Source organism: Variovorax sp. KK3 (assembly GCF_001984055.1).
Lineage (GTDB): Bacteria > Pseudomonadota > Gammaproteobacteria > Burkholderiales > Burkholderiaceae_C > Variovorax.
Genome location: NZ_LYVO01000046.1, coordinates 19,764 through 41,789 on the forward strand (window position 1 = coordinate 19,764; position 22,026 = coordinate 41,789).

The 22,026-nt window shown below is 68.7% G+C and carries 21 protein-coding genes and 1 pseudogene; 11 read left to right on the forward strand and 11 right to left on the reverse strand.

From position 1 onward, the window contains the following. The first annotated feature begins 3 nt into the window (after positions 1–3). Positions 4–1,128 (forward strand): quinolinate synthase NadA, encoded by a 1,125-nt coding sequence (gene nadA / locus B0W80_RS20900; RefSeq protein ID WP_077001088.1) that lies wholly within the window; start codon positions 4–6, stop codon positions 1,126–1,128. Further along, positions 1,128–2,921, forward strand: coding sequence for an aminodeoxychorismate synthase component I (gene pabB, locus B0W80_RS20905; protein WP_077001089.1), 1,794 nt, complete (start codon positions 1,128–1,130; stop codon positions 2,919–2,921). The genes nadA and pabB overlap by 1 nt, the downstream gene beginning before the upstream one ends. Before the next feature lie 10 nt (positions 2,922–2,931). Here the strand turns inward: pabB and B0W80_RS20910 are convergent, their stop codons facing one another. The 8 genes and pseudogenes from B0W80_RS20910 to B0W80_RS20945 form a co-directional block, all read right to left on the reverse strand. After that, the gene (locus B0W80_RS20910; RefSeq protein WP_077001090.1) at positions 2,932–3,318 is read right to left on the reverse strand and encodes a 6-carboxytetrahydropterin synthase; all 387 of its coding nucleotides are present in this window, start codon (positions 3,316–3,318) and stop codon (positions 2,932–2,934) included. A gap of 11 nt (positions 3,319–3,329) precedes the next feature. After that, entirely contained in the window at positions 3,330–3,968 is a 639-nt protein-coding gene (queE, locus tag B0W80_RS20915) for a 7-carboxy-7-deazaguanine synthase (RefSeq protein ID WP_077001091.1), read from the reverse strand. Positions 3,969–3,972: 4 nt separating this feature from the next. After that, positions 3,973–4,833: a pantoate--beta-alanine ligase gene (panC, locus tag B0W80_RS20920; protein ID WP_077001092.1), complete on the reverse strand. Its 861-nt coding sequence runs from the start codon at positions 4,831–4,833 to the stop codon at positions 3,973–3,975. A 12-nt stretch (positions 4,834–4,845) separates the two neighbouring features. After that, positions 4,846–5,730: a 3-methyl-2-oxobutanoate hydroxymethyltransferase gene (panB, locus tag B0W80_RS20925; RefSeq protein WP_077001093.1), complete on the reverse strand. Its 885-nt coding sequence runs from the start codon at positions 5,728–5,730 to the stop codon at positions 4,846–4,848. 97 nt (positions 5,731–5,827) lie between these two features. Beyond that, positions 5,828–6,229, reverse strand: coding sequence for an aspartate 1-decarboxylase (panD, locus tag B0W80_RS20930; protein WP_077001094.1), 402 nt, complete (start codon positions 6,227–6,229; stop codon positions 5,828–5,830). A 153-nt stretch (positions 6,230–6,382) separates the two neighbouring features. Continuing rightward, complete coding sequence (gene nadB, locus B0W80_RS20935; RefSeq protein ID WP_077001095.1) at positions 6,383–7,969, reverse strand: L-aspartate oxidase; 1,587 nt, start codon at positions 7,967–7,969, stop codon at positions 6,383–6,385. Positions 7,970–7,988: 19 nt separating this feature from the next. Then, the gene (locus tag B0W80_RS20940) at positions 7,989–8,786 is read right to left on the reverse strand and encodes a ScpA family protein (protein ID WP_077001119.1); all 798 of its coding nucleotides are present in this window, start codon (positions 8,784–8,786) and stop codon (positions 7,989–7,991) included. Positions 8,787–8,898: 112 nt separating this feature from the next. Beyond that, positions 8,899–9,104, reverse strand: a pseudogene (locus B0W80_RS20945) (DUF3460 family protein). A 133-nt stretch (positions 9,105–9,237) separates the two neighbouring features. Between B0W80_RS20945 and B0W80_RS20950 the strand changes: the two are divergent. Next, positions 9,238–9,903: a hypothetical protein gene (locus B0W80_RS20950; protein WP_077001096.1), complete on the forward strand. Its 666-nt coding sequence runs from the start codon at positions 9,238–9,240 to the stop codon at positions 9,901–9,903. Next, positions 9,903–10,406 carry an outer membrane protein assembly factor BamE gene (locus tag B0W80_RS20955; protein ID WP_077001097.1) on the forward strand — a complete coding sequence of 168 codons (504 nt, stop codon included), beginning with the start codon at positions 9,903–9,905 and terminating at the stop codon, positions 10,404–10,406. The genes B0W80_RS20950 and B0W80_RS20955 overlap by 1 nt, the downstream gene beginning before the upstream one ends. A 4-nt stretch (positions 10,407–10,410) precedes the next feature. On the opposite strand, the gene B0W80_RS20960 is transcribed toward B0W80_RS20955, so the two are convergent. Continuing rightward, complete coding sequence (locus B0W80_RS20960; protein WP_077001098.1) at positions 10,411–11,310, reverse strand: LysR family transcriptional regulator; 900 nt, start codon at positions 11,308–11,310, stop codon at positions 10,411–10,413. 96 nt (positions 11,311–11,406) lie between these two features. Here B0W80_RS20960 and B0W80_RS20965 point away from each other — a divergent pair, with 96 nt between their 5' ends. Together B0W80_RS20965 and B0W80_RS20970 are read left to right on the forward strand one after the other, a co-directional pair. After that, positions 11,407–12,099 carry a Sua5/YciO/YrdC/YwlC family protein gene (locus B0W80_RS20965; protein ID WP_077001099.1) on the forward strand — a complete coding sequence of 231 codons (693 nt, stop codon included), beginning with the start codon at positions 11,407–11,409 and terminating at the stop codon, positions 12,097–12,099. A 35-nt stretch (positions 12,100–12,134) separates the two neighbouring features. Then, on the forward strand, positions 12,135–13,118 hold the full coding sequence (locus tag B0W80_RS20970; protein ID WP_077001100.1) for a tripartite tricarboxylate transporter substrate binding protein: 984 nt from the start codon (positions 12,135–12,137) through the stop codon (positions 13,116–13,118). A gap of 6 nt (positions 13,119–13,124) precedes the next feature. Here B0W80_RS20970 and prpR read toward each other — a convergent pair whose 3' ends face one another. Continuing rightward, complete coding sequence (prpR, locus tag B0W80_RS20975; RefSeq protein ID WP_077001101.1) at positions 13,125–15,056, reverse strand: propionate catabolism operon regulatory protein PrpR; 1,932 nt, start codon at positions 15,054–15,056, stop codon at positions 13,125–13,127. Between the two features lie 164 nt (positions 15,057–15,220). Between prpR and B0W80_RS20980 the strand changes: the two genes are divergently transcribed. The 5 genes from B0W80_RS20980 to B0W80_RS21000 all read left to right on the forward strand — a co-directional run bounded on the left by B0W80_RS20980 (position 15,221) and on the right by B0W80_RS21000 (position 20,313). Beyond that, a complete protein-coding gene (locus tag B0W80_RS20980) occupies positions 15,221–16,417 on the forward strand; it encodes a CaiB/BaiF CoA-transferase family protein (protein ID WP_077001102.1) in 1,197 nt (398 codons plus the stop codon). A gap of 8 nt (positions 16,418–16,425) precedes the next feature. Then, the gene (locus B0W80_RS20985; RefSeq protein ID WP_077001103.1) at positions 16,426–17,349 is read left to right on the forward strand and encodes a hydroxymethylglutaryl-CoA lyase; all 924 of its coding nucleotides are present in this window, start codon (positions 16,426–16,428) and stop codon (positions 17,347–17,349) included. 27 nt (positions 17,350–17,376) lie between these two features. Then, complete coding sequence (locus B0W80_RS20990; protein ID WP_077001104.1) at positions 17,377–18,108, forward strand: L-threonylcarbamoyladenylate synthase; 732 nt, start codon at positions 17,377–17,379, stop codon at positions 18,106–18,108. 31 nt (positions 18,109–18,139) lie between these two features. Further along, complete coding sequence (locus B0W80_RS20995; RefSeq protein ID WP_077001105.1) at positions 18,140–19,129, forward strand: tripartite tricarboxylate transporter substrate binding protein; 990 nt, start codon at positions 18,140–18,142, stop codon at positions 19,127–19,129. 194 nt (positions 19,130–19,323) lie between these two features. Continuing rightward, positions 19,324–20,313 carry a tripartite tricarboxylate transporter substrate binding protein gene (locus tag B0W80_RS21000; protein WP_077001106.1) on the forward strand — a complete coding sequence of 330 codons (990 nt, stop codon included), beginning with the start codon at positions 19,324–19,326 and terminating at the stop codon, positions 20,311–20,313. Here the strand turns inward: B0W80_RS21000 and B0W80_RS21005 are convergent. Next, a complete protein-coding gene (locus B0W80_RS21005) occupies positions 20,300–21,997 on the reverse strand; it encodes a SulP family inorganic anion transporter (protein ID WP_077001107.1) in 1,698 nt (565 codons plus the stop codon). The genes B0W80_RS21000 and B0W80_RS21005 overlap by 14 nt on opposite strands. Positions 21,998–22,026: the final 29 nt, after the last annotated feature.

Consider the following 22,026-nt stretch of genomic DNA (forward strand, 5'->3'; position numbering starts at 1 on the left):
GACATGACATCCGCCTTGATCAGCGTCGACTACGAGCAGCCCGTGCTGCCGCCGGATGCCGGCAGCGTGTGCGACACCCGTCATGCCTGGGCCCGCGTGCCCGCCGAGCCTTCCGCGGCCGAACGCGAGGCGCTCAAGCAGCGCATCCGCCGCCTGCTGCGCGAGCGCGATGCGGTGATGGTGTCGCACTACTACGTGCATCCCGACCTGCAGGACCTCGCCGAGGAAACCGGCGGCCTCGTCAGCGATTCGCTCGAGATGGCACGCTTCGGCCGCGACCATCCGGCCCGCACGCTGGTGGTGTCGGGCGTGCGCTTCATGGGCGAGACCGCCAAGATCCTCTCGCCCGACAAGCGCGTGCTGATGCCCGACCCGGATGCCACCTGCTCGCTCGACCTCGGCTGCCCGGCCGACGAGTTCACCGCCTTCTGCGACCAGCATCCCGACCGAACCGTGGTGGTCTATGCCAACACCAGCGCCGCGGTCAAGGCGCGTGCCGACTGGCTGGTCACGTCCAGCTGCGCGCTCGACGTGGTGCGCGCGCTCAAGGCGCAGGGGCGCAAGATCCTGTGGGCGCCCGACCGCCACCTGGGCGACTACATCCGGCGCGAGACCGGCGCCGACATGCTGAGCTGGGAGGGGGCCTGCATCGTGCACGACGAGTTCAAGTCGCTCGAGCTCGAACTGCTGATCGAGGCCCATCCCGGTGCGAAGGTGCTGGTGCATCCCGAGTCGCCCGCGTCCGTCATCGCACTGGCGGACGCAGTGGGCTCCACCTCCGGCATCCTCGCGGCAGCCGCACGCATGGATGCGCGCGAGTTCATCGTGGCCACCGACACCGGCCTGCTGCACAAGCTGCGCACGCTGAATCCGGGCAAGACCTTCATCGAAGCGCCCACCGCCGGCAACGGCGCCACCTGCAAGAGCTGTGCGCATTGCCCCTGGATGGCGATGAACGGGCTGGCCGGTCTCGCGCACGCGCTCGAAACCGGCGTTGGCGAGGTCTACGTCGATCCCGCGCTGGGCCTGCGCGCCCGCCTGCCGATCGACCGCATGCTCGACTTCACGGCGGGGCTTAGAAAGGGCCTGCCGGCCGGCAGCCTCGTGGCCGGCATCGGCGCGGCCTGATGACCGCGCTCTCGGCACTCATCGATTTTTCTTGCCCCGCCGATCCGGGTGGCCCGCGCCTGCGGCATGCCTTCGGCGCACCCCGCGAGACCCTGGTGGCGCACACGCCGGCGCAGGTGCGGCCGCTGCTGGATGCGGTAGAGCGCCATGCGCAGCAGGGGCGCTGGTGCGTGGGCTACCTGCGCTACGAAGCGGCGTCGGCCTTCGATCCCGCGCTCGCGGTGCACGACGCAGAAACCGCAGGCCGGCCGCTCGCCTGGTTCAGCGTGCATGACGAGGCGCAGCCCTGGCCAGACGACGCGGTCAAGCCCGAGCCCGAGTCCGAGCCCACGGTGCATTGGCACGAGAGCATCCCGCGCGCATCCTTCGATCACGCCTTGCAGCGCGCCCACAGCGCCATCGCAGAAGGCGAGCTCTACCAGGTCAACTACACGGCCCTGCTGCGCGGCGAGCTGCGCGACGCGACCGATGCGGATGCCGCGTCGCAGGGAAGGGCGCTCTTTGCCGCGCTCAAACGCGCGCAGCCGGGCGGCTACGCAGCCTGGATCGACACCGGCGACGAACAGCTCTTGTCGGTGTCGCCCGAACTGTTCTTCGATTGGACCGAGGGCCGCCTGCTGGCGCGCCCCATGAAAGGCACCGCCCCGCGCGGTGCCACCGCCAAGGAAGACGCAACCGCCGCCGCCCGCCTGCGTGCGTCGGCCAAGGAGCGCGCCGAGAACGTCATGGTCGTCGACCTGCTGCGCAACGACATGTCGCGCGTTGCGCTGCCGAACTCGGTGTGCGTGCCGCGGCTGTTCCACGTCGAGGCCTTGCCCACCGTGTGGCAGATGACCTCCGACGTCCAGGCGCACACGCGCCCGGGCTGCACGCTGGCCGATGTCTTCGCGGCGCTTTTTCCGTGCGGCTCGGTGACGGGGGCTCCCAAGGTCAGCGCCATGCGCCTGATCCGTGCGCTGGAGCCCGAAGCGCGCGGCATCTACTGTGGCGCGGTCGGCGTGGTTCGCCCGGGTGGCGCGGCCACCTTCAACGTGCCGATCCGCACCGTCACCTTGCAAGGTGCCGAAGCCCGCTGCGGCATCGGCAGCGGCATCACGGCCGATGCGAAGGCCGACGACGAATGGCAGGAATGGCGCCACAAGCGCGCCTTTCTCGACCGCGCGAGCCGGCCCTTCGAGCTGCTCGAAACGCTGTCGATGAGCGAAAGCCGGTTGCGCGATGGGCCGGCGCACCTGGGACGCATGGCGGCCGCTGCGCAGCACTTCGGCTACCCGTGGCACGGCGACGCCGTGGCGCAGTCGATCCACGGTATGCGCTGTGCCCACCCGCACGGCGTCTGGCGCGTGCGCCTGTTGCTCGACGCCGCCGGCCGTATGCAGGCACGGGCCTTCGCGCAGGACGCGGCACCGCCAAGAGTTCGCCTGCAGTTGGCGGACCGGCCCTTCGAGGCTGCCGACAGCGAATTCGTGCGCTTCAAGACCACGCGTCGCGACCACTACGAGGCTTTCGCGCCCACGCGGCCGGGCTTGTTCGACACGCTGCTCTGGAACCGGCGCGGCGAGTTCACCGAGTGCACGCGCGGCAACGTCGCCTTTCGCATCGACGGCCGTTGGCTGACGCCCCCATTGCAATGCGGCTTGCTGGCCGGCATCGGCCGCATGCACTGGCTGCGAGAGGGGCGCCTGGCCGAAGGCGTGGTGCGCGTGCAGGATCTCCCCCGCGTGGAAGCACTGGCCTTCCTGAACAGCCTGCGCGGCTGGATCGAGGCGGAACTCGAAGCGACGGCGCCCTGAAGCGGGGCTGCTACCTGGCGTCTTCCATCGCCAGCACGCAGGCATCGCCCAGCGCCTCGCGCCACACCCGCACCTGCGTGGGCGCCGGCCGCATGTCGCAGAGCGCACGGGCGATGAACAGGCACAGGTTCTCCAGCGTCGGGATGCCGAGGCCGGGCACTTCGTCGAGCAGGCGATGGTCCAGTTGCTGGCGCACGCCCTGCAGGCGCTCGCGCAGCAGGCCCAGGTCGATGACCATGCCCGTGGCCGCATCGGGTGGGCCGCTGACCGACACCTCGGCATGGTAGGTGTGACCGTGGATGCGCCGGCTTCCTTCTGTCTCGATGTCGCGTCGCAGCGTGTGCGCGGCGTCGAAGAAGAAGCGCTGGCTGAGCGTGAGTCGGGTCAAAGCTGACATGGTGACTTCGCTCAGCGGATGCCGGTCATCTTGTGCGTCTGCAGGCTCAGGCGCCAGGCGGGGCGCTGAAGGCAGACGTCGATGCACAGCGCGAGGTTGCCCTGTGCCGAAGGTCCGTCCATCGGCTGCAGGAAGCGGTGGTCGAAGCGGCCCTCGGCCTGCAGCAGGTCCAGGTCGAGCCCCGGCTGCGGCCAGACCACCTTCAATTCCTGCCCGCTGCGCTGCACCCAATCCGCGCCGGCCTTGGGGCTGATGCAGAGCCAGTCGATGCCGGCCGGCGCGGCGATGGTGCCGTTGCTTTCGATCGCGATGCGGAAGCCGCGTGCATGCAGTGCGGCCACGAGCGCGTCGTCGACCTGCAGCAGCGGTTCGCCGCCGGTGAGCACGACGAGGCGATGGCGTTCGTCGCCATTCGGCCATTGCCGCGCGATTGCTTCGGCCAGCGCTTCGGGGCTCGCGAACCGGCCGCCCAGCGTGCCGTTTGTGCCCACGAAATCGGTGTCGCAGAAGCGGCAAACGGCGGCGTCGCGGTCGCGCTCGCGGCCGCTCCAGAGGTTGCAGCCCGCGAAGCGGCAGAACACGGCCGGCATGCCGGCTTGCGCGCCTTCGCCTTGCAGGGTGTAGAAGATTTCCTTGACGCTGTAGCTCATCGGGTCATCGGGTCATCGGTTCATCGGAAGACGGAGTCGCATCGATCTCCAGGTTGTCGATGAGCCGCGTGGTGCCCAGCCTTGCCGCGCCCAAGGCCACCAGCGCGTCGCCAGCTTCGGGCGCCTTCAGGTCGCTGCGCCGGCGCAGCACCATATAGTCGGGATGCCAGTTGCGCGCTTCCATCACGCGCATGGCGCGGGCTTCGATCGCGGCCAGGTCGCGTTCGCCTTCGCGCACCGCCTGGGCCATGGCCTGCAGCGTCTTCGACAACTGCACCGCCTCCGCGCGCTCGGCTTCGCTGAGGTAGCCGTTGCGCGAGGACAGCGCCAGCCCGTCGCCGGCACGCCGCGTCTCCGCCCCCACGATCTCGATCGGCAGCGCGAACTGGCGAACCATGTGGCGGATGATCATCAGCTGCTGGTAGTCCTTCTTGCCGAACATCGCGAAGCGCGGCTGCACGCAGGCGAAGAGCTTCATCACCACCGTGCACACGCCGGTGAAGAAGCCGGGCCGGAAATGCCCTTCGAGGATGTCGGCCAGCGCGGGATCGGGATGCACCTTGCAGGTCTGCGGCTCCGGGTACAGGGCGTTCTCGTCCGGCGCGAACAGCACATCGCAGCCCGCCGAGCGCAGCTTCTCGCAGTCGCTGTCCCAGGTGCGCGGATAGGTGTCGAAGTCTTCGTGCGGCAGGAACTGCAGGCGGTTCACGAAGATGCTGGCCACGGTCACGTCGCCGAGCGGCCTGGCTTGTCTTACGAGGTCGAGGTGGCCTTCGTGCAGGTTGCCCATGGTGGGCACGAAGGCCGGGCGGGAAAAGCGGGCCAAGTGCTCGCGCAGTTGGGGGATGGTGCGTGCGATGTGCATGGGGTGGTCGTCCTACCAGGCGTGGAGCCGGTCGTCGGGAAAGCTGCCGTCCTTCACGGCCCGCACGTAGGCCGCCATGGCCTGGGCGATGCCGCCGGCGTCTTGCATGAAGTTGCGCACGAACTTCGGCATGCGCCCGAGGTTCATGCCCAGCATGTCGTGCAGCACCAGCACCTGGCCGGCGGTGCCGCGGCCGGCGCCGATGCCGATGGTGGCGCAGTGCTGAAGCGCGTCGGTGAGCTCGGCCGCCAGCGTGGCCGGCACCATTTCGAGCACCAGCATCGCGGCGCCCGCGTCCTGCAGTGCCAGGGCCTGCTCGCGCAGCACAGCCGCGGCCGCCTCGCCCTTGCCCTGCACACGGTAGCCACCCAGCGCGTGCACCGTCTGCGGCGTGAGGCCGAGGTGGGCGCATACGGGAATGCCGCGTTCGACCAGGAAGCGCACGGTGTCGGTGGTCCAGCCGCCGCCTTCGAGCTTGACCATGTGGGCGCCGGCCTGCATCAGCACCGTCGCGCTTTGCAGCGCCTGCTCGCGCGATGTCTGGTAGCTGCCGAAGGGCAGGTCGGCGACGAGCCAGGCCGTGCCTTGCACGCGGTGCAGGCCGCGGAACACGCATTCGGTGTGGTGGCGCATCGTCTCCAGCGTCACGCCGACGGTGCTGTGCAGTCCCTGGCACACCATGCCGACCGAGTCGCCGACCAGGATGCATTCGACGCCGGCCGCATCCGCCATGGCGGCGAAGGTGGCGTCGTAGGCGGTCAGCATGGTGATCTTTTCGCCGCGCGCATGCATGTCGGCCAGGCGCGGCAGGCTCAGCGGCTTGCGCTGCGAAGGCGGCGAGGCCGGCGGCAGAGTGCCGTACGGCGTGGCCGCGCCGGCAGGGGGGGTAACGGACATGGTGGGGCTTTCGGCATGGCGCAGCCGATCGTCTGCGCGGATGCGAGATGAGACAACGTCGTGCGCCGCTGGCGCGGCGCCGCCGGTCGGCCTGGTGCTAGGCGAGAACCGCTTCGGCCGCGGCGGCCTGCACAGGGATGTGCGCGCGCTCTTCCTTGACGTGGTTGGCGTCGTTCACGAACACCAGCTTCGGCTTGTGGCCCCGCACCTGGTCTTCGGGCACCAGGCCGAACGCGGCAATGATGACCAGGTCGCCCACCGAGGCGCGGCGCGCGGCCGAGCCGTTCAGCGAAATGATGCCGCTGCCGCGCTGGCCGCGGATCGCGTAGGTCACGAAGCGCTCGCCGTTGTTGATGTTCCAGACGTGGATCTGCTCGTTCTCGGCCAGGTTGGCGGCTTCCAGCAGGTCTTCGTCGATGGCGCAGGAGCCTTCGTAATGCAGCTCGCAATCGGTGACGACGGCGCGATGGATCTTTGACTTGAGCAGGGTACGGAACATGGGGAGGTTCGGGACGGGGGAAACGAAGAAGCCCGCGCGCAGCTGCGACGGCGGGGCGGCGGCGGCAGCGTCGGGCGCAACCGCGTCAAGCCGCCGAATGCTAGTGGAGAAGCACCCGAAGAAAAAACCCGCCCCGGTACTTTGCACCCGGTTTCAGACGGACGGCGGCACCAAGATGGTCGGTGCCGCGGGCGCGGCCAGCGCCGGGTAGTCGCGGCTGAAGTGCAGGCCGCGGCTTTCGCGCCGCGCCTGGGCCGAGCGCACGATGAGCTCGGCCACCTGCACCAGGTTGCGCAGTTCGAGCAGGTCGCGGCTCACGTGGAAGTGCGCGTAGAACTCCTCGATCTCGCGGGTGAGCAGCGCAATGCGGTGCGCGGCGCGCTCCAGCCGCTTGTTGGTGCGCACGATGCCCACGTAGTCCCACATGAAGCGGCGCAGCTCGTCCCAGTTGTGCGAGATCACCACCGTCTCGTCGGCGTCGGTGACGCGGCTGTCGTCCCACGCGGGCAGCCCGACGTGCTCGCGCGCCGGCGCGCCGGCGATCACCTGCGCGGCTGCCTGGGCGAACACCATGCATTCGAGCAGCGAATTGCTGGCGAGCCGGTTGGCGCCATGCAGGCCGGTGCAGGCGGTCTCGCCGATGGCGTAGAGGCCCGGCACGTCGGTGCGTCCGGCCAGGTCGCTCAGCACGCCGCCGCAGGTGTAGTGCGCGGCCGGCACCACCGGGATCGGCTCGCGCGTGATGTCGATGCCCAGTTCCGCGCAGCGCGCGAGGATGTTCGGAAAGTGCTCGTGCAGGAAGGCCGGGCTCTGGTGGGAGATGTCGAGATGCACGCAGTCCAGTCCGTGCCGCTTCATCTCGTAGTCGATGGCACGTGCCACCACGTCGCGCGGCGCCAGTTCGGCGCGCGCGTCGTGCGCCGGCATGAATCGCTTGCCGCCGGCCGAGGCGGGCAGCTTGAACAGCCCGCCTTCGCCGCGAACGGCCTCGCTGATCAAAAAGGACTTGGCATGCGGGTGGTACAGGCAGGTCGGGTGGAACTGGATGAACTCCATGTTCGCCACCCGGCAGCCGGCCCGCCAGGCCGCCGCGATGCCGTCGCCGGTGGCCGTGTCGGGGTTGGTCGTGTAGAGGTACACCTTGCCCGCGCCGCCCGTGGCCAGGACGGTGTGCGGCGCACGGAAGGTCAGCACTTCGTCGGTGAGGTCGTCGAGCGCGTAGAGACCCAGGCAGGCCGGGTCTTTCAGGCCCAGCTTGCTACCGGTGATCAGGTCGACCAGGGTGTGCTGCTCGAACAGCGTGATGTTCGGCGTGCGGTGCACCGCCTCGATCAGCGTGCGCTGCACGGCGGCGCCGGTCGCGTCGGTGGCGTGCACGATGCGGCGCTGGCTGTGGCCGCCTTCGCGCGTCAGGTGCAGCTCGCCGTTTTCCAGCGAGAAGGGCACGCCGAGTTCGCGCAGCCAGGCGATGGCGCCGGGCGCATGCTCGACCACGAAGCGCGTGGCCGCCAGGTCGCACAGGCCGGCGCCGGCCACCAGCGTGTCGTCGACGTGGGACTCGAGGCTGTCTTCCTCGCCCAGCACCGCGGCGATGCCGCCTTGCGCCCACTGGCTCGCGCCATCGGACACGGCCCGCTTGGTGATCACCGCCACGCGGTGGGTGGGCGCGAGATGCAGCGCGGCGCTGAGGCCGGCCAGCCCGCTGCCGACGATCAGAACGTCGAAGTCCAGGGTTGCCATGGGAAGCGAATGAAAAAGATCAGGCGGGAGAGTACGCGAGGCGCACGTAGATGGGCGCGAAGGCTTCGGCCTGGGTGATCTCGATCAGCGTCTCCTTCGCCAGCTCGAGCATGGCGATGAAGGTGACCACCATCACTTGCGTGCCGCGGTGGATTTCGAACAGCTTCTCGAACTCCACGAACTGGCGGCCCTGCAGGCGCCGCAACACGATGCTCATGTGCTCGCGCACGCTGAGTTCCTCCCGCGTGATCTTGTGGTGCTGCACGAGCTTGGCGCGCCGGAGGATGTCGGCCCACGCATCGCGCAGGTCGACCACATTGACGTCCGGGAAGCGCGGCTTGAGCGACTGCTCGATGTAGACCTGCGCCTTCCAGAACTCGCGCCCGGCCTGCGGCATGTTGCTGATCGCGGCGGCCTGGAGCTTGGCTTGCTCGTATTCGAGCAGGCGCCGCACCAGCTCGGCGCGCGGGTCCTCGACCTCTTCGCCGTCGGCCGTCTTCTTGGGCGGCAGCAGCATGCGCGACTTGATCTCGATCAGCATCGCGGCCATCAGCAAGTACTCTGCCGCGAGCTCGAGGTTGGTGCGGCGCACCTGGTCGACGTAGGTCAGGTACTGGCGCGTCAGCCCCGCCATGGGAATGTCGAGGATGTTGAAGTTCTGCTTGCGGATCAGGTAGAGCAAAAGGTCCAGCGGCCCCTCGAAGGCCTCTAGGAAGACCTGCAGCGCCTCGGGCGGGATGTACAGGTCGTTCGGCAGCGCGAACAGCGGCTCGCCGTAGAGGCGGGCCAGCGCGACCTGGTCGACCACCTCGGGCATGGGGCCGATAGGCGGCGCGTCTTCGTCGACGACCACTTCGGTGCCGGCCGTACTGGCCTCGTCGGCCGCGGCCGGGTCCCGGTGGGTCGTGACGGGCCGGATCGGCACTGACTTACTTCGCGTGCGTCTGGTAGACGTAAGGCTGCTGCGCCACCCGGGCCTCGCCGTATTCCGCCTGGGCGTTGCGGTCGATGTGCTTGTCCCAGAGGAGGCCGCGGCGGCGCGCTGCTCGGCTTCAAGCGTCGGCTTCTTCTGCTTCATGTCTTCGATGAAGTTGGTGATTTCGGAGGTGTAGTGGGGGCGGGCGAAGAGGGACATGGCGTGGGACCTTTGAGGCGGGGCGATTTTACCGGGGCGGGATTCCGCATCCCGACACCCGGCGATTCCTGCTTGTGACCGGCGGCGTCTCGCGTTAGGGTGGGCCATCCCAACCACAAGAAGGAGTCCGCCCATGCGCCGCCATTCGTTGTACCTCGTCTCCGCCGCCGCGGCCATCGCCACCCTGGCCGCCTGCGGGAGCATGTCCGGTTCGTCGCAGAGCAAGACGAGCTTTTTCGTCACCAGTGCCAACCCCGGCAAGGGCGCGGACTTCGGCGGCTTGACCGGTGCCGACGCCTATTGCCAGAGCCTGGCATCCAGGGCCGGCGCCGGCGGCAAGACCTGGCGCGCCTACCTGAGCAACAGCGCCATGGCCGGCAGCCCTGCGGTGAACGCGCGCGACCGCATCGGCAGCGGCCCCTGGTTCAACGTCAAGGGCGACCAGGTCGCCGCCAGCGTGGACGAGCTGCACGGCCCCGGCAGCAAGCTGAACAAGCAGACTGCGCTGACCGAGAAGGGCGAGGTCATCAGCGGCCGCGGCGACGCGGTCAACCTGCACGACATCCTGACCGGCTCCAGCCCCGACGGCCGCGCCGTCAGCGACGCCAAGGACAACACCTGCGGCAACTGGACCAAGAGCGGCGAAGGCTCGGCCATCGTGGGGCACCACGACCGCACGGGCCTGGACGACAGCGCGCCGGCCAAGTCCTGGAATTCGTCGCACGCGACGCGCGGCTGCGGCCTGGACGCTCTGAAAACGACCGGCGGCGGCGGCCTGCTTTACTGCTTCGCGCAGTGATGCGTCGCTTCGCGGGGCTGCGTGCGCTTCCTTGCATGGCCTTGCTGGCGCTGATGTTCAGCCTGGCGGCCTGCGACCCCAAGCGCATCAGCGAACTGGAAGAGGGCGTGGCCACCGAAGCGGACGTTCGCGCGCGCTTCGGCGAGCCCGAGAACATCTGGGATTCGCCGGCCGGCCGCGTCTTCGAATACAACCGCCAGCCGCAGGGCCAGAAGAACTACATGATCACCATCGGCCCCGACGGCAAGATGGCCGCGCTGCGCCAGGTGCTCACCCCCGAAAACTTCGCCAAGGTCCAGCTCGGCATGGCCATGGAAGACCTGCGCAAGCTGCTGGGCAAGCCCGCGAAGCGCACGCCCTACCCGCTGAAGAAGCAGACCGAGTGGGAATGGCGCTGGGTGCAGCCGCCGAGTTCGTCGATGGTGTTCGTCGCCACGCTGAACGACGACCAGCGCGTGGTGAGCGCGGGCTCGTCGCCCGATCGCGGCACCGAAGCGCCTTGACGGCTCAGGCCGTCTCCTTTAGCACCTCGCGCAGCATCTCGACGAAGGCCGCGGCCGCTGGCGCCAGTGCCCTGTCCTTGCGCCGGTAGATCCCGATCGTGCGGCTCAGCGCGGGGCGCACCAGCGGCCGCGAGGTCAGGGTCGGATGGTCCGCGACCGGTAGCGCGATGGTCGGCAGGACGCCGATGCCGAAGCCCGCTTCGAGCATGCCATGCACGGTCGCCAGGTGCGACACCGCGGTGGAACGGGCCAGCACCACGTGGTTGCGGGTGAGTTCGTCTTGCACGATGCGCGCCATGCCGCTCGACGTCGACAGGGCGATCAGGTGCTGTCCGTTCAGGTCGGCCCAGGCCACGCGCTGCTTCGCGGCCAGCGGATGGCGACGGTCGCAGACGAAGTGGAAACGGTCTTGCTTGAGCGGCTCGAAGACCATGCCGTGGCCGGGCGCGGCGGGCTCGACCGTCACGCCCAGGTCGACGGCGCCGGCCTGCACCGAGGCCAGGATGCCGGCGGCCACGTCGTCCTGCATGCTGACCTCCACCTCGGGGTAGCGCTGCGCACAGCGCCGGATGGCCAATGGCATCACGCGGCCCGCGACCGAGGACACGCAGGTCACCATCACCCGGCCGCGCCGCGACTTGGCGACGTCGCCCACCTCTTGCACCAGCCGGTCGAAGTCCCCCAACACCCGGACGGCGCCCTGAAGAAAAGATGCACCGAGTTCTGTCGTCGACACCTGGCGCGAGGTGCGGTCGAAGAGCGTGACGCCCAGCTCGCGCTCCAGCTCGGAGATGGCCAGCGACAAGGCCGGCTGCGAGACATGCACGGCCTCTGCGGCGCGGCGGAAGCTCGCATGGGCGCCCACGGCCACTGCGGCGCGCAGATGTCGGATCGTCACGTTCATCGGGAATGCTCGGAAGTGCCGTCGATTTAAAAACCGGATCGATGGATAAGAACAATCGAATTGTCTTACCGAAGCGCGGATCGTACGCTCGCGGCCATGAACTCACCGACCTTCACGCTCCCCGACATCGGCGCCGACGCGCGCCGCGCTTTCGACGCCTTGAAAAAGGGCGGCATCGCGATCTTTCCGGTCGACGTCGGCTACACCATCGCGGGTGGCTCGGCGGCTTCGCTGGCGCGCATCTTCAAGGCCAAGGGCCGGGCCCCCACCAAGCTCAATGCGATGGTGGGCGACATGACCATCCACCGCGAGCTGCACGTGCTCGACGAGCGCGCCAGCGCCATGGTGAGCTGCCTGACCGAGTCCTACGACCTGCCCATCGGCGCCATCGCACCCTACCGCACCGAACACCCGCTGATGCGCGCGCTGGACCCGACCGCGCTGGTCGGCAGCACCAAGGACGGCACGGTGGCGATGCTGCTCAATGCCGGCCCCCTGCACCGGGAGCTGTGCCGCCTGAGCCGCGAAGAGTGCTTTCCGATCTTCGGCTCGTCGGCCAACCTCACCAACACCGGCACCAAGTTCCGCGTGCAGGACATCCCGCAGGAACTGCTGTCGCTCGCCGACGTCGTGGTCGACCATGGCCTGCGCAAATACCACCGCTACCAGCGCTCCGCCACGCTGATCAACTTCCAGACCATGGACGTGGTGCGCGTCGGCTCGTGCTACGAACTGGTGGCGGACGTGCTGCAACGGCATTTCGGCGTCGAGCTGCCGCCCGCCGATTGAGCGCCGAAGCACCCACCACAAGAACAGGAGACACCATGAAGATCGTCAAGCGGCAGCTGCTGCGAACCACCTTGGCCGTCGCGTTCGCCGCGATCGCCGCACCCCTTCCCGCGCTGGCCCAGAAGTACCCCGACAAGCCGATCCGCCTCGTCGTTCCTTTCGCGGCGGGCGGCGGCACCGACATCATCGCGCGCGACATGGCACCCAAGCTCAGCGAGATGCTGGGCCAGCCGGTGGTCATCGACAACCGCGGCGGCGCCGGCGGCAACATCGGCTCGGACCTGGTCGCCAAGGCACCGGCCGACGGCTACACCATCCTTTTCGGCTCGAACACGCTGTCGATCAACGCCGCGCTCTACAAGAACCTGGGCTTCGACCCGGTCAAGTCCTTCGAGCCCATCGGCATGGTCGCCACCGCGCCGCTGGTGCTGGTGACCAATGCCGAACTGCCCATCGACTCGGTGGGCAAGCTGATCGCCGAAGCCAAGGCCAAGCCCGGCACCATGAACTGGGCCACGCCCGGCAACGGCACGCCGCACCACCTGGCCGAAGAGCTGTTCAACAAGATGACGGGCGCCAACCTCACGCTGGTGCAGTACAAGGGCGGAGGCCCGGCCATCAACGACCTGCTGGGCAAGCACACGCAGGCCAGCGTGCTGACCTTGTCCTCGGTCAAGCCCTTCATCCAGAGCGGCAAGCTGCGCGCGATCGGCGTCGCGACGCCGACGCGCACGGCGCTGATGCCGGACGTGCCGACCATCGCCGAGGCGGGCGTGCCGAACTATCGGGCCGAGCTGTGGTACGGCCTGTTCGCACCCGCTTCAACGCCGCAGCCGATCGTGCAAGCGCTCAATACGGCGCTGAACAAGGTGCTGAACGACGCGCAGGTGAAGCAGCGCTTTCTCGACCAGGGCTACGAGCCGAAGGCCGGGTCGGCGACGCAGCTCAAGGATCTGCTCGCGGAAGACATGGCGCGCAGTGCGAAGTTGATTGCGGAGGCGGGGATCAAGCCCGACTGAAGCGCTTCAGTCCGCCGGGGGCTTCGCAGCAGCAGGCTCCAGTTCGAACTCCCTCAACCACCGCCACAACGTCGACCGACTCACCCCCAGCTGCTGCGCCGCCCGCTGCCGGTTCCCCTCGGCCAGCCGCATCGCTTCGAGCACGCGGTCTTGCGTCGACAGCGTGCCCTGCGGATGCCGTGCGTACAACTCCGGGCAGTCGTGGCGCAACTCGTCCCAGCGCACGTCGTCGATGCGGTCGAACTGCAGCAGGAACACTGCGACGCGCTCGCAGATGTTCTCGAGCTCACGCACGTTGCCGGGCCAGTCCCAGGTCATGAAGCGCGGCAGCAGCGGCGCCAGTGCGGCATCGGCATCGAGCGGCGAACCCAGCCGCTGCAGGCAGCGGGTGGCATGCGCCTGGGCCAGCAGCGCGATGTCTTCGCCACGCTCGCGCAGCGGCGGCAAGGGCAGGCGCAGGGTGTTGATGCGGTAGTAGAGGTCTTGCCGGAAGCGCTTGGCCGCGATCATGTCTTCGAGCGGCTGGTGGGTCGCGGCGATCACGCGCACGTCGACCGGGATCGGCGCGGTCGCGCCGAGCCGGGTAATTTCTCGCTCCTGCAGCACGCGCAGCAGCCGCGTCTGCAGCGACACCGGCATGTCGCCGATCTCGTCCAGGAACAGGGTGCCGGTGTGCGCCGTCTCGAACAGCCCGCGCTTGCCGCCGCGCCGCGATCCGGTGAAGGCGCCTTCTTCGTAACCGAAGAGTTCGCTCTCCAGCAGCGCCTCGGGAAAGGCGGCGCAGTTGACGGCGACGAAGGGGCGGTCGGCACGCACGCTGTCGTTGTGGATGGCCTGCGCGAAGAGTTCCTTGCCGACGCCGCTCTCGCCGGCGATCAGCACGCCCATGTCGGTCCGCGCGAAGCGGCGCGCGGCGCTCACCGCGCGCAGGAAGGCGGGGCTCTGGCCGACCAAGCTGTCGAAGCCGTGTTTCGCGGCATTCTGGTGGCGCCGCTGCTGCATGCGCAGGCTGGTGTCGGCCTCCTGGATGCGGTGTGCGTCGTAGAGCGTGAGCGCCGCGCCGACCAGTTCGCCGTGCTCGCGGATCGGCGTGCGGTTCGCGATCCAGTCGCGCTGGCGGTAGCGCTGCACGGCGGCGCGCTCGGCGGTGCCGGCGTCCAGCGTGCCTTGCAATGAAAGCTCGGGCTCCACCTGGTCGAGACGCTGGCCCAGCAGCGGGCGGTGCGCCTGGCCCAGCAGCGCCTGCATCGGCGGGTTGACCGCGATGATGCGGTTGTCCCGGTTCACCGCGAGCACGGCCTCTTGCAGGTTGTGCAGCACGCCGTTGAGTTGCTCGTAGCGGCCGGCTTCGAGCCGCGCCACACGCGCCAGTTCGAGCGCGTCGTCGAAGCCCTTGCGCACGCTCGCCAGTGAATAGGCCAGCAAGCCGTGCAGTCCCGCTTCCTCGGCCAGCTCTACCACCAGGCTCGACCCGACGATCACCTCGAAGCCGTCGCGCCGCAGCTGCTCGAAGCGCTCGCGGGCGTCGTCGGGGGTCTGGTAGGCGTATTGCGTGATCTCGATGTTGAGCAGGTCCTTCACCGCGTCGAGCTCGGGGATGGTGTCGCCGTACATCACCACGCCGACGCGGTTCGCGATGCGGCGTGCCTTGATCAGCGCCTGCAGCAGGTCGAAGCCGCCGAGCTGGATGGTCGCGACCGGCGCTTCCAGGCCGGCGCGCAGGATGCTCGCGTTCGAGCCTGCGCTCACGAACACGTCGACCAGCCCGCGCTCCAGCCGGTCGCGCGCGATCGCGAGCGCGCCGCCGAAGGTGCCATCGACCACCTCGATCTCGGCCCTGCCGGTGTATTCGGCGACCACCGGCATGGCGAATTCGCGGATCTGGCGGTAGCTCAAGAAGCAGAGGCGGGGCAGGCGGGTGCGGTCGAAGGTGGCCATGGCGATGTTTCACTGAGACGCGGAGATGTCTCGCGAGTGTCGCATGCATCGTCTGGCCGACATGGGTCCGCACACGAAATCCTTGTAAATCAACAAGTTAAGGCAGCTCGTGCGCTTGGCATGCCGCGTGCAATACAGGTGCAACAAGTTCGATGGAGAAACACTTGGCCCTGGAACACATCACCGTCCTCGACCTGACCCATATGTTGTCGGGCCCCTACGGCACCATGCTGCTGGCCGACCTCGGCGCGCGCACGATCAAGGTGGAGCCGCCCGGCACCGGCGAAGGCACGCGCCGATTGCTCGAGAACGACCCCGACTACGCCCGCGACGGCATGGGCGCCTATTTCCTCACGCTCAACCGCAACAAGCAGAGCGTGTGCGTCGACCTGAAGAGCGAGGCCGGCCGCGCTGTGTTCCTCGACCTCGTGCGGCATGCCGACGTGGTCTTCGACAACTTCAGCGTCGGCGTGACCGAGCGGCTCGGCATCGACTACGCATCGCTGGCCAAGGTCAACCCGCGCGTCGTGACCTGCTCGGTCACCGGCTTCGGCCAGACCGGCCCCGACACCCAGCGCCCCGCCTTCGACCAGGTGGTGCAGGCCATGGGCGGCGGCATGTCGATCACCGGCACGCCCGAGACCGGCCCCACGCGCAGCGGCATTCCGATCGGCGACCTGGGCGGTGGCGTGTTCGGCGCGATGGGCGTGCTGGCCGCGCTGGCCGAGCGCGAGCGCACCGGCCGCGGCCAGCACGTCGACGTGTCGATGCTCGATGCGCAGATCTCGCTGCTCAACTACATGGCCACCATGCACTTGATGTCGGGCCACGTGCCGGCTGGCATCGGCAACGGCCACTTCGTGCACGTGCCCTACAACAGCTACCCGACGGCGGACGGCCACATCATCGTCGCCTGCATCGGCGACGGCTTCTTCGAGCGCTTCGTCGAGTTCATCGACCTGCCCGCGCTGCGAAAGCCCGAGTACCGCAACCAGCCGGTGCGCTACGCGGCCAAGGCCGAGATCGACGCGATCGTCGGCGAGGCGCTCAAGCAGAACACCACGGCGCACTGGCTCGAGCGCCTGCGCGCAGCCCGCATCCCGTGCGGGCCGGTCAACGACTTCGCCCAGGCGCTCGGCGACCCGCAGGTGCTGGCGCGCGACATGGTGGTCGAGGTGCCGCTGCAGAGCGGCGAAACGCTGCGCATGCCGGGCAACCCGATGAAGCTGTCCGCCGCGCCGAAGAAGACCTACACCGCGCCGCCGGTGCTCGGCGAGCACACGCAGCAGGTGCTGTCGGAAGTGACCGGCTATTCGCCGGAGCGGCTCGCAGCGCTGCGCAGCGCCGGCGCGATCGCCTGAGGCACGCCATGGAGCCCATCCACATCACCGACGTCGCGCCGCGCGACGGCCTGCAGAACCAGCAGGTGCACCTGCCGGTCGAGTCCAAGCTGGAACTGATCCGCCTTCTGGCCGATGCAGGCGTGCGCAGCGTGGAGGCGACCAGTTTCGTCTCGCCGCGCGCCGTGCCGCAGATGGCTGATGCGGGCGAGCTGGTGCCGCAACTGCGGGCCGCGCTGCCCGCGCTGCGCAGCTCGGTCCTGGTGCCCAACCTCAAGGGCCTGGAGCGCGCCCACGTGGCCGGCGCGCAAGAGATCGCCGTGGTCTTGTCGGCCACCGAGACGATGAACCGCAAGAACATCAACATGGGCCTGGAGCAGGCGACCGAGGTCAGCGAGCAGACGCTGGCCGCGGCGCAGCGCCTGGGGTTGCGCACGCGCGCCTACGTGGCGGTGGCCTTCGACTGCCCCTTCGAGGGCGAGACCCCGCTTGCCGAGGTGGTGCGCCTGGCCGCGCGCATGCATGCCGCGGGCGCCGGCGAGATCGTGCTGGCCGACACCATCGGCTCGGCATCGCCGGGCCAGGTCAAGGAGCGCGTCGCGGCCGTGCGCGAGGTCGTACCCATCGAGCGGCTCGCGCTGCACCTGCACGACACGCGCGGCATGGGCGTGGCCAACGCCTGGGCCGGCCTGGAAGCCGGCGTGCGCCGCTTCGATTCGAGCGTGGGCGGCATCGGCGGCTGCCCGTTCGCGCCGGGCGCGGCCGGCAACCTGGCCACCGAAGACCTGGTGCTGATGGCCGAACGCAGCGGCTTCGACACCGGCATCTCGATCGCCGGCCTGCTCGCGGCCGTCGACTTCGCGCAGGACGAACTGCAGCGCCCGCTCGGCGGACGCTCCATCCACTGGTTGCGCCGGCACACACTTTCCCAACCGACGACTTCCGGGTCGTGACATCGCTTCAACTCTCAAGGACAAAGAATGAAAAACATTGGCAACGGCGAAGTACCCCAAGGCGACGCGCTGCGTGCAGAGGCGCGTGAGATCTTCGGCATCATGAGCGCCGGTGGCGTCGCCATCATGCCCTTCGACGTTTCTTATGCGATCTTTGCGCACACCGCGCGCGCAGTGGAACGCATCTACGAAATCAAGAACCGCAGCTCCGCCAAGCCCAACGGCGTGATCGGCAACTGGGACATCTTTTCGGAAGTGGTGGATACCGACCAGAAGGACAAGGACCTGGTCAGTTGCGTGATCCGCGACAACAACCTGCCGCTGTCGATTGTGGCGCCTTACCGCGCCGATCACGACTTCCTGCGCACCACGCAATTCGGCGCGCTGCGCCGCTCGACCAAGGGCCCGACCATGGACCTTCTGCTCAACGGTGGCGACCTGCACGGTGAGCTGGCCCGGATGTCGCTTGACGCCGCCGTGCCGTTGATGGGTTCTTCTGCCAATCGCTCATTGACGGGCAACAAGTTCAAGCTGCACGACATCGAACCCGAGGTGCTGCAGCAGGTCGACATCAACGTCGATCACGGCACCTGCAAATACGCGAACCCCTGGCTGGTGGGCAGCACGATCCTCGAGATGGGCACGCGTCGCGTGCTGCGCTTCGGCTGCTGCTACGAGGAAATCCAGGCGCTGTTGAAACGCGAATTCAAGCTCGACCTGCCCGACCGGCCGACGTCCGGCTCCATGAGCCTGGTCTGAAGGCGCGCGCCACCCCCACAGGAGACATACGATGAAAAAGATTCGCAAACACGCGCGCGCCTTGCTCGGCGCGCTTCCCCTCATCTTGCTGGGCGTCGGCATCGGGAGCGCACAGGCCCAAGGTAACTACCCCGACAAGCCCATCAAGGTGATCGTGCCCTACAACGCTGGCGGCGGCACCGACCTGTTCGCCCGCGTGGTGAGCCTCGAGATGGGCAAGCAGCTCGGGACGCCGGTGGTGATCGAGAACAAGCCCGGCGCCGCCGGCATGCTCGGTGGCGCCGCGGTGGCGCAGGCGCCTGCCGACGGCTATACCTTGCTGGTCGATCAGTCGTCGATCGCGACCAATCCGCAGCTGTACGCCAAGGTGCCCTTCGATGTGACCAAGGATCTGGCGCCGGTGATCCTCGGCGTGACCCTCGAGAACGTGCTGCTGGGAAGTCCTCAATTGCCGGCCTCGAACATCAAGGACGTCATCGCGCTGGGCAAGGCCAAGCCCGGCACGCTGAACTACGCATCGACCGGCATCGGCTCGCCCCAGCACCTTTCCATGGAGATGTTGCGCGACCAGGCCGGACTGCAGATGGTGCACGTGCCGTACAAGGGCGGCAATCCCGGCATCCTCGCCACCAGCATGGACGAGGTGCAACTGTTCTTCATCAGCACGTCGACCGCGCTGCCCTTCATCAAGGCGGGAAAGGTGAAGGCCATCGGGAGCGGCGGCCTGACGCGTTCGCCCCAGATGCCCGACGTGCCGACGCTTCATGAATCGGGCTTGCCGAATTTCCAGGCGGTCGGTTGGCTTGCCTACTTTGCGCCTGCGGGCACGCCTGCGCCCATCGTGAAGAAACTGAACGAAGCGCTGCAGAAGTCGCTGGCCAATCCCGAGGTGGTCAAGACATTGCGGGCGCAGGGATTCGAGCCCGCAGGTGGCGCACCGGCGGAACTGACGGCGGTCGTCAAGCGCGACATGGAGCACTACGGCCAGATCATCCGCAAGGTAGGGATCAAGGCGGACTGACCCACATCGGAGTCGCAAGGCGCCCGCCTCGTACTCACGCCGCCGGCCGAGTTCCGCCAGTTCCTGGCCGGCGAGACCCGCAAGTGGGCGCAGGTCGCCCAGCGCGGCGGCATCCAGGCCGAGTGAGCGAGCCGACGCCGCGCGGGCACGCGGCCGGCCACAAGATTTCAGCAAGCACAAGAACGGAGACACGCATGACCACTTTCGACACCGCCCGCCGACGCGGGCTGCTGATCGCACCGCTGCTGGCGCTGGCCTGCCTTGCGCCGGCCGCCGCGGCGGACGACTACCCGAACAAGCCGGTGCGCCTGATCGTGCCCTTCGCACCCGGCGGCGTCACCGACACCGGTGCGCGCGTGGTCGCCGAGCGGCTGGGCCAGCGCCTGGGCCAGCAGGTGGTGGTCGACAACCGCCCCGGCGCCTCGGGCAACATCGGCACGCAGATGGCCGCCGCCGCCGCACCTGACGGCTACACGCTGGTGGTGGGCTTCGACGGCACCATGGTCATCAACCCGCACGTCTACACCAAGGTGCCCTTCGACCCGGTGAAGGACTTCGCCCCGGTCAGCAAGATCGGCGACGCGGTGCTCATCATCGTCACGCATCCCTCGGTGCCGGTGAAGAGCTTCAAGGAGCTGGTCGACTACTCGAAGACCCATTCCGGCGGCGTCTCCTACGGCAGCGCCGGCACCGGCAGCACGCCGCACCTCGCGGGCGAATTGCTCAAGGCGCGCACCGGCGCGAACTTCGTCCACATCCCCTACAAGGGCGGCGGCCAGGCCATGGCCGACGTGGTGGGCGGCACGCTGCCCATGCTCTACACGGCGGTGGCGGGCGCCTACCCGTTCGTGCAGAAGGGGCAGATCAACCCCATCGCGGTGTCGAGCGCGCAGCGCCTGCCTTCGCTGCCCAACGTGCCGACCGTGGCCGAGTCGGGCGTGCCGGGCTTCGAGTCGAATTCGTGGATCGGCATCCTCGCGCCCGCGAAGACGCCGCAGCCCATCGTCGACAAGCTTCAGCGCGAGCTGCGCGCCGTGGTGCAGTCGGCGGACATCAAGGAACGACTCGCCTCGCTGGGCATCACGGCCTCGGGCAACACGCCGGCCGAGTTCGGCAAGCAGATCGAGACCGACCTGGCCAAGTACGCCGAGATCGTGAAGACGGCGAAGGTCAAGGTGGACTAGCCTCGGGGCCGTGCCCGGCTTCTGCCGGGCGGCCGGTCGCGATCTCGTCGGCGAATCCGGAGCGCACGATCGCTTCCATCGGCTGGGGCTGCAGCGATTCGATGCGCAGCTGCCCGCCGCGCGCCAGCACCGCCTTATGCACCTGGCGCAGCGCATCGAGGCCGGTCGCATCGAGCGAGATCAGGTGCATCGCATCCAGCACAACCACCATGCCGCGCGGCGCGCGCTCGATGGCCTGCACGGTCGGGTCGAGCTTGGCGGCGGCGCCGAAGAACAGGGCGCCATACAGCTTGAAGGTCAGCTCCGGCGGCTCCAGCGACACCATCTCCACGCTGAAGAGCTGGCTCATGCGCCGCACGAAGAGCACGCAGGCCAGCACGATGCCGGCCTGCACCGCCACCGTGAGGTCGAACACGACGGTGAGGAAGAAGGTGCCCAGCATCAGCAGCCGGTAGTGGCGGCTGAAGCGGCGCAGCATCGTGGGCGAGAACTCGCGCCATTCGCCCATGTTCAAGCCCACGAACACGAGGATGCCGGCCAGCACCGGTAGCGGCACGTGCTGCGCGAGCGGCGCCGCGGCCAGCACCACGATCAGCAGCGTCACCGCATGCACGATTCCCGCCACCGGAGAACTCGCACCCGCGCGAACGTTGGTCACCGTGCGTGCGATGGTGCCCGTGGCCGGCATGCCGCCGAAGAAGGGCGTCACCAGGTTGGCGACGCCTTGTGCCATCAGCTCCTGGTTGGGATCGTGGCGCGGCTGGCTGCTGACCTGGTCGGCCACCCGCGCGCACAGCAGTGATTCGATGGCGCCGAAGAGGGCGATGGTGAGGGTGGGCGTGACGAGCTGCTTGACGGTTTCCCATGAAAAGTCGGGCAGGGCGAAGGCAGGCAGGCCGTCGGGGATGCCGCCGAAGCGGGTGCCGATGGTGTCGACCGGCAGGTCGAATCCCCAGGAGACGAACGTGAGCGTGACCAGCGCGACGATCGGCCCCGGCACGCGCGCGCCCGCGCGCACGGCGCGGTGCTCGGCCGCCCTGCCCAGCGCCAGCCGCACCAGGTAGCCGAGGCGGCTCTTGTCGCGCAGCAGCGTCGGCCACATGAACAGGCCGAGCAGGCAGGCCAGCCCCAGCGCGAAGGCATAGGGGTTGAAGCTACCGATGTGGATGGCCAGCGTGTGCAGCTGCGAGAACATGTCGGCCGGCATCTTCGGAATCGCCAGGCCGAGCCAGTCCTTGATCTGCGAGAGCAGGATCAACACCGCGATGCCGTTGGTGAACCCGATCACGATGGACACCGGCACATAGCGCACCAGGGTGCCCAGCCGAAGCAGCCCCATCAGGAACAGCAACACGCCGGCACATGCCGTCGAGATGAGCAGGTTGGCGACGCCGTAGCGCTCGACGATGCCGTAGACGATCACGATGAAGGCACCGGCCGGCCCGCCGATCTGCACGGCCGACCCGCCGAGCGCTGCGATCAGGAAGCCCGCGATGATCGCGGTCCAGATGCCGGCTTCGGGCTTGAGCCCCGAGGCGATGGCGAAGGCCATGGCCAGCGGCAGCGCCACGATGCCCACCGTGACGCCGGCGCCGAGGTCCTTGAGAAAGCGTTCCCTGTCGTAGCCTGCCAGCGCGTCGATCAGTCGAGGGCGGAAGCGGGCGATCGGCAGGGGCGAACTCATGCCGCCATTGTGGACGCGCCGGCTTGCGC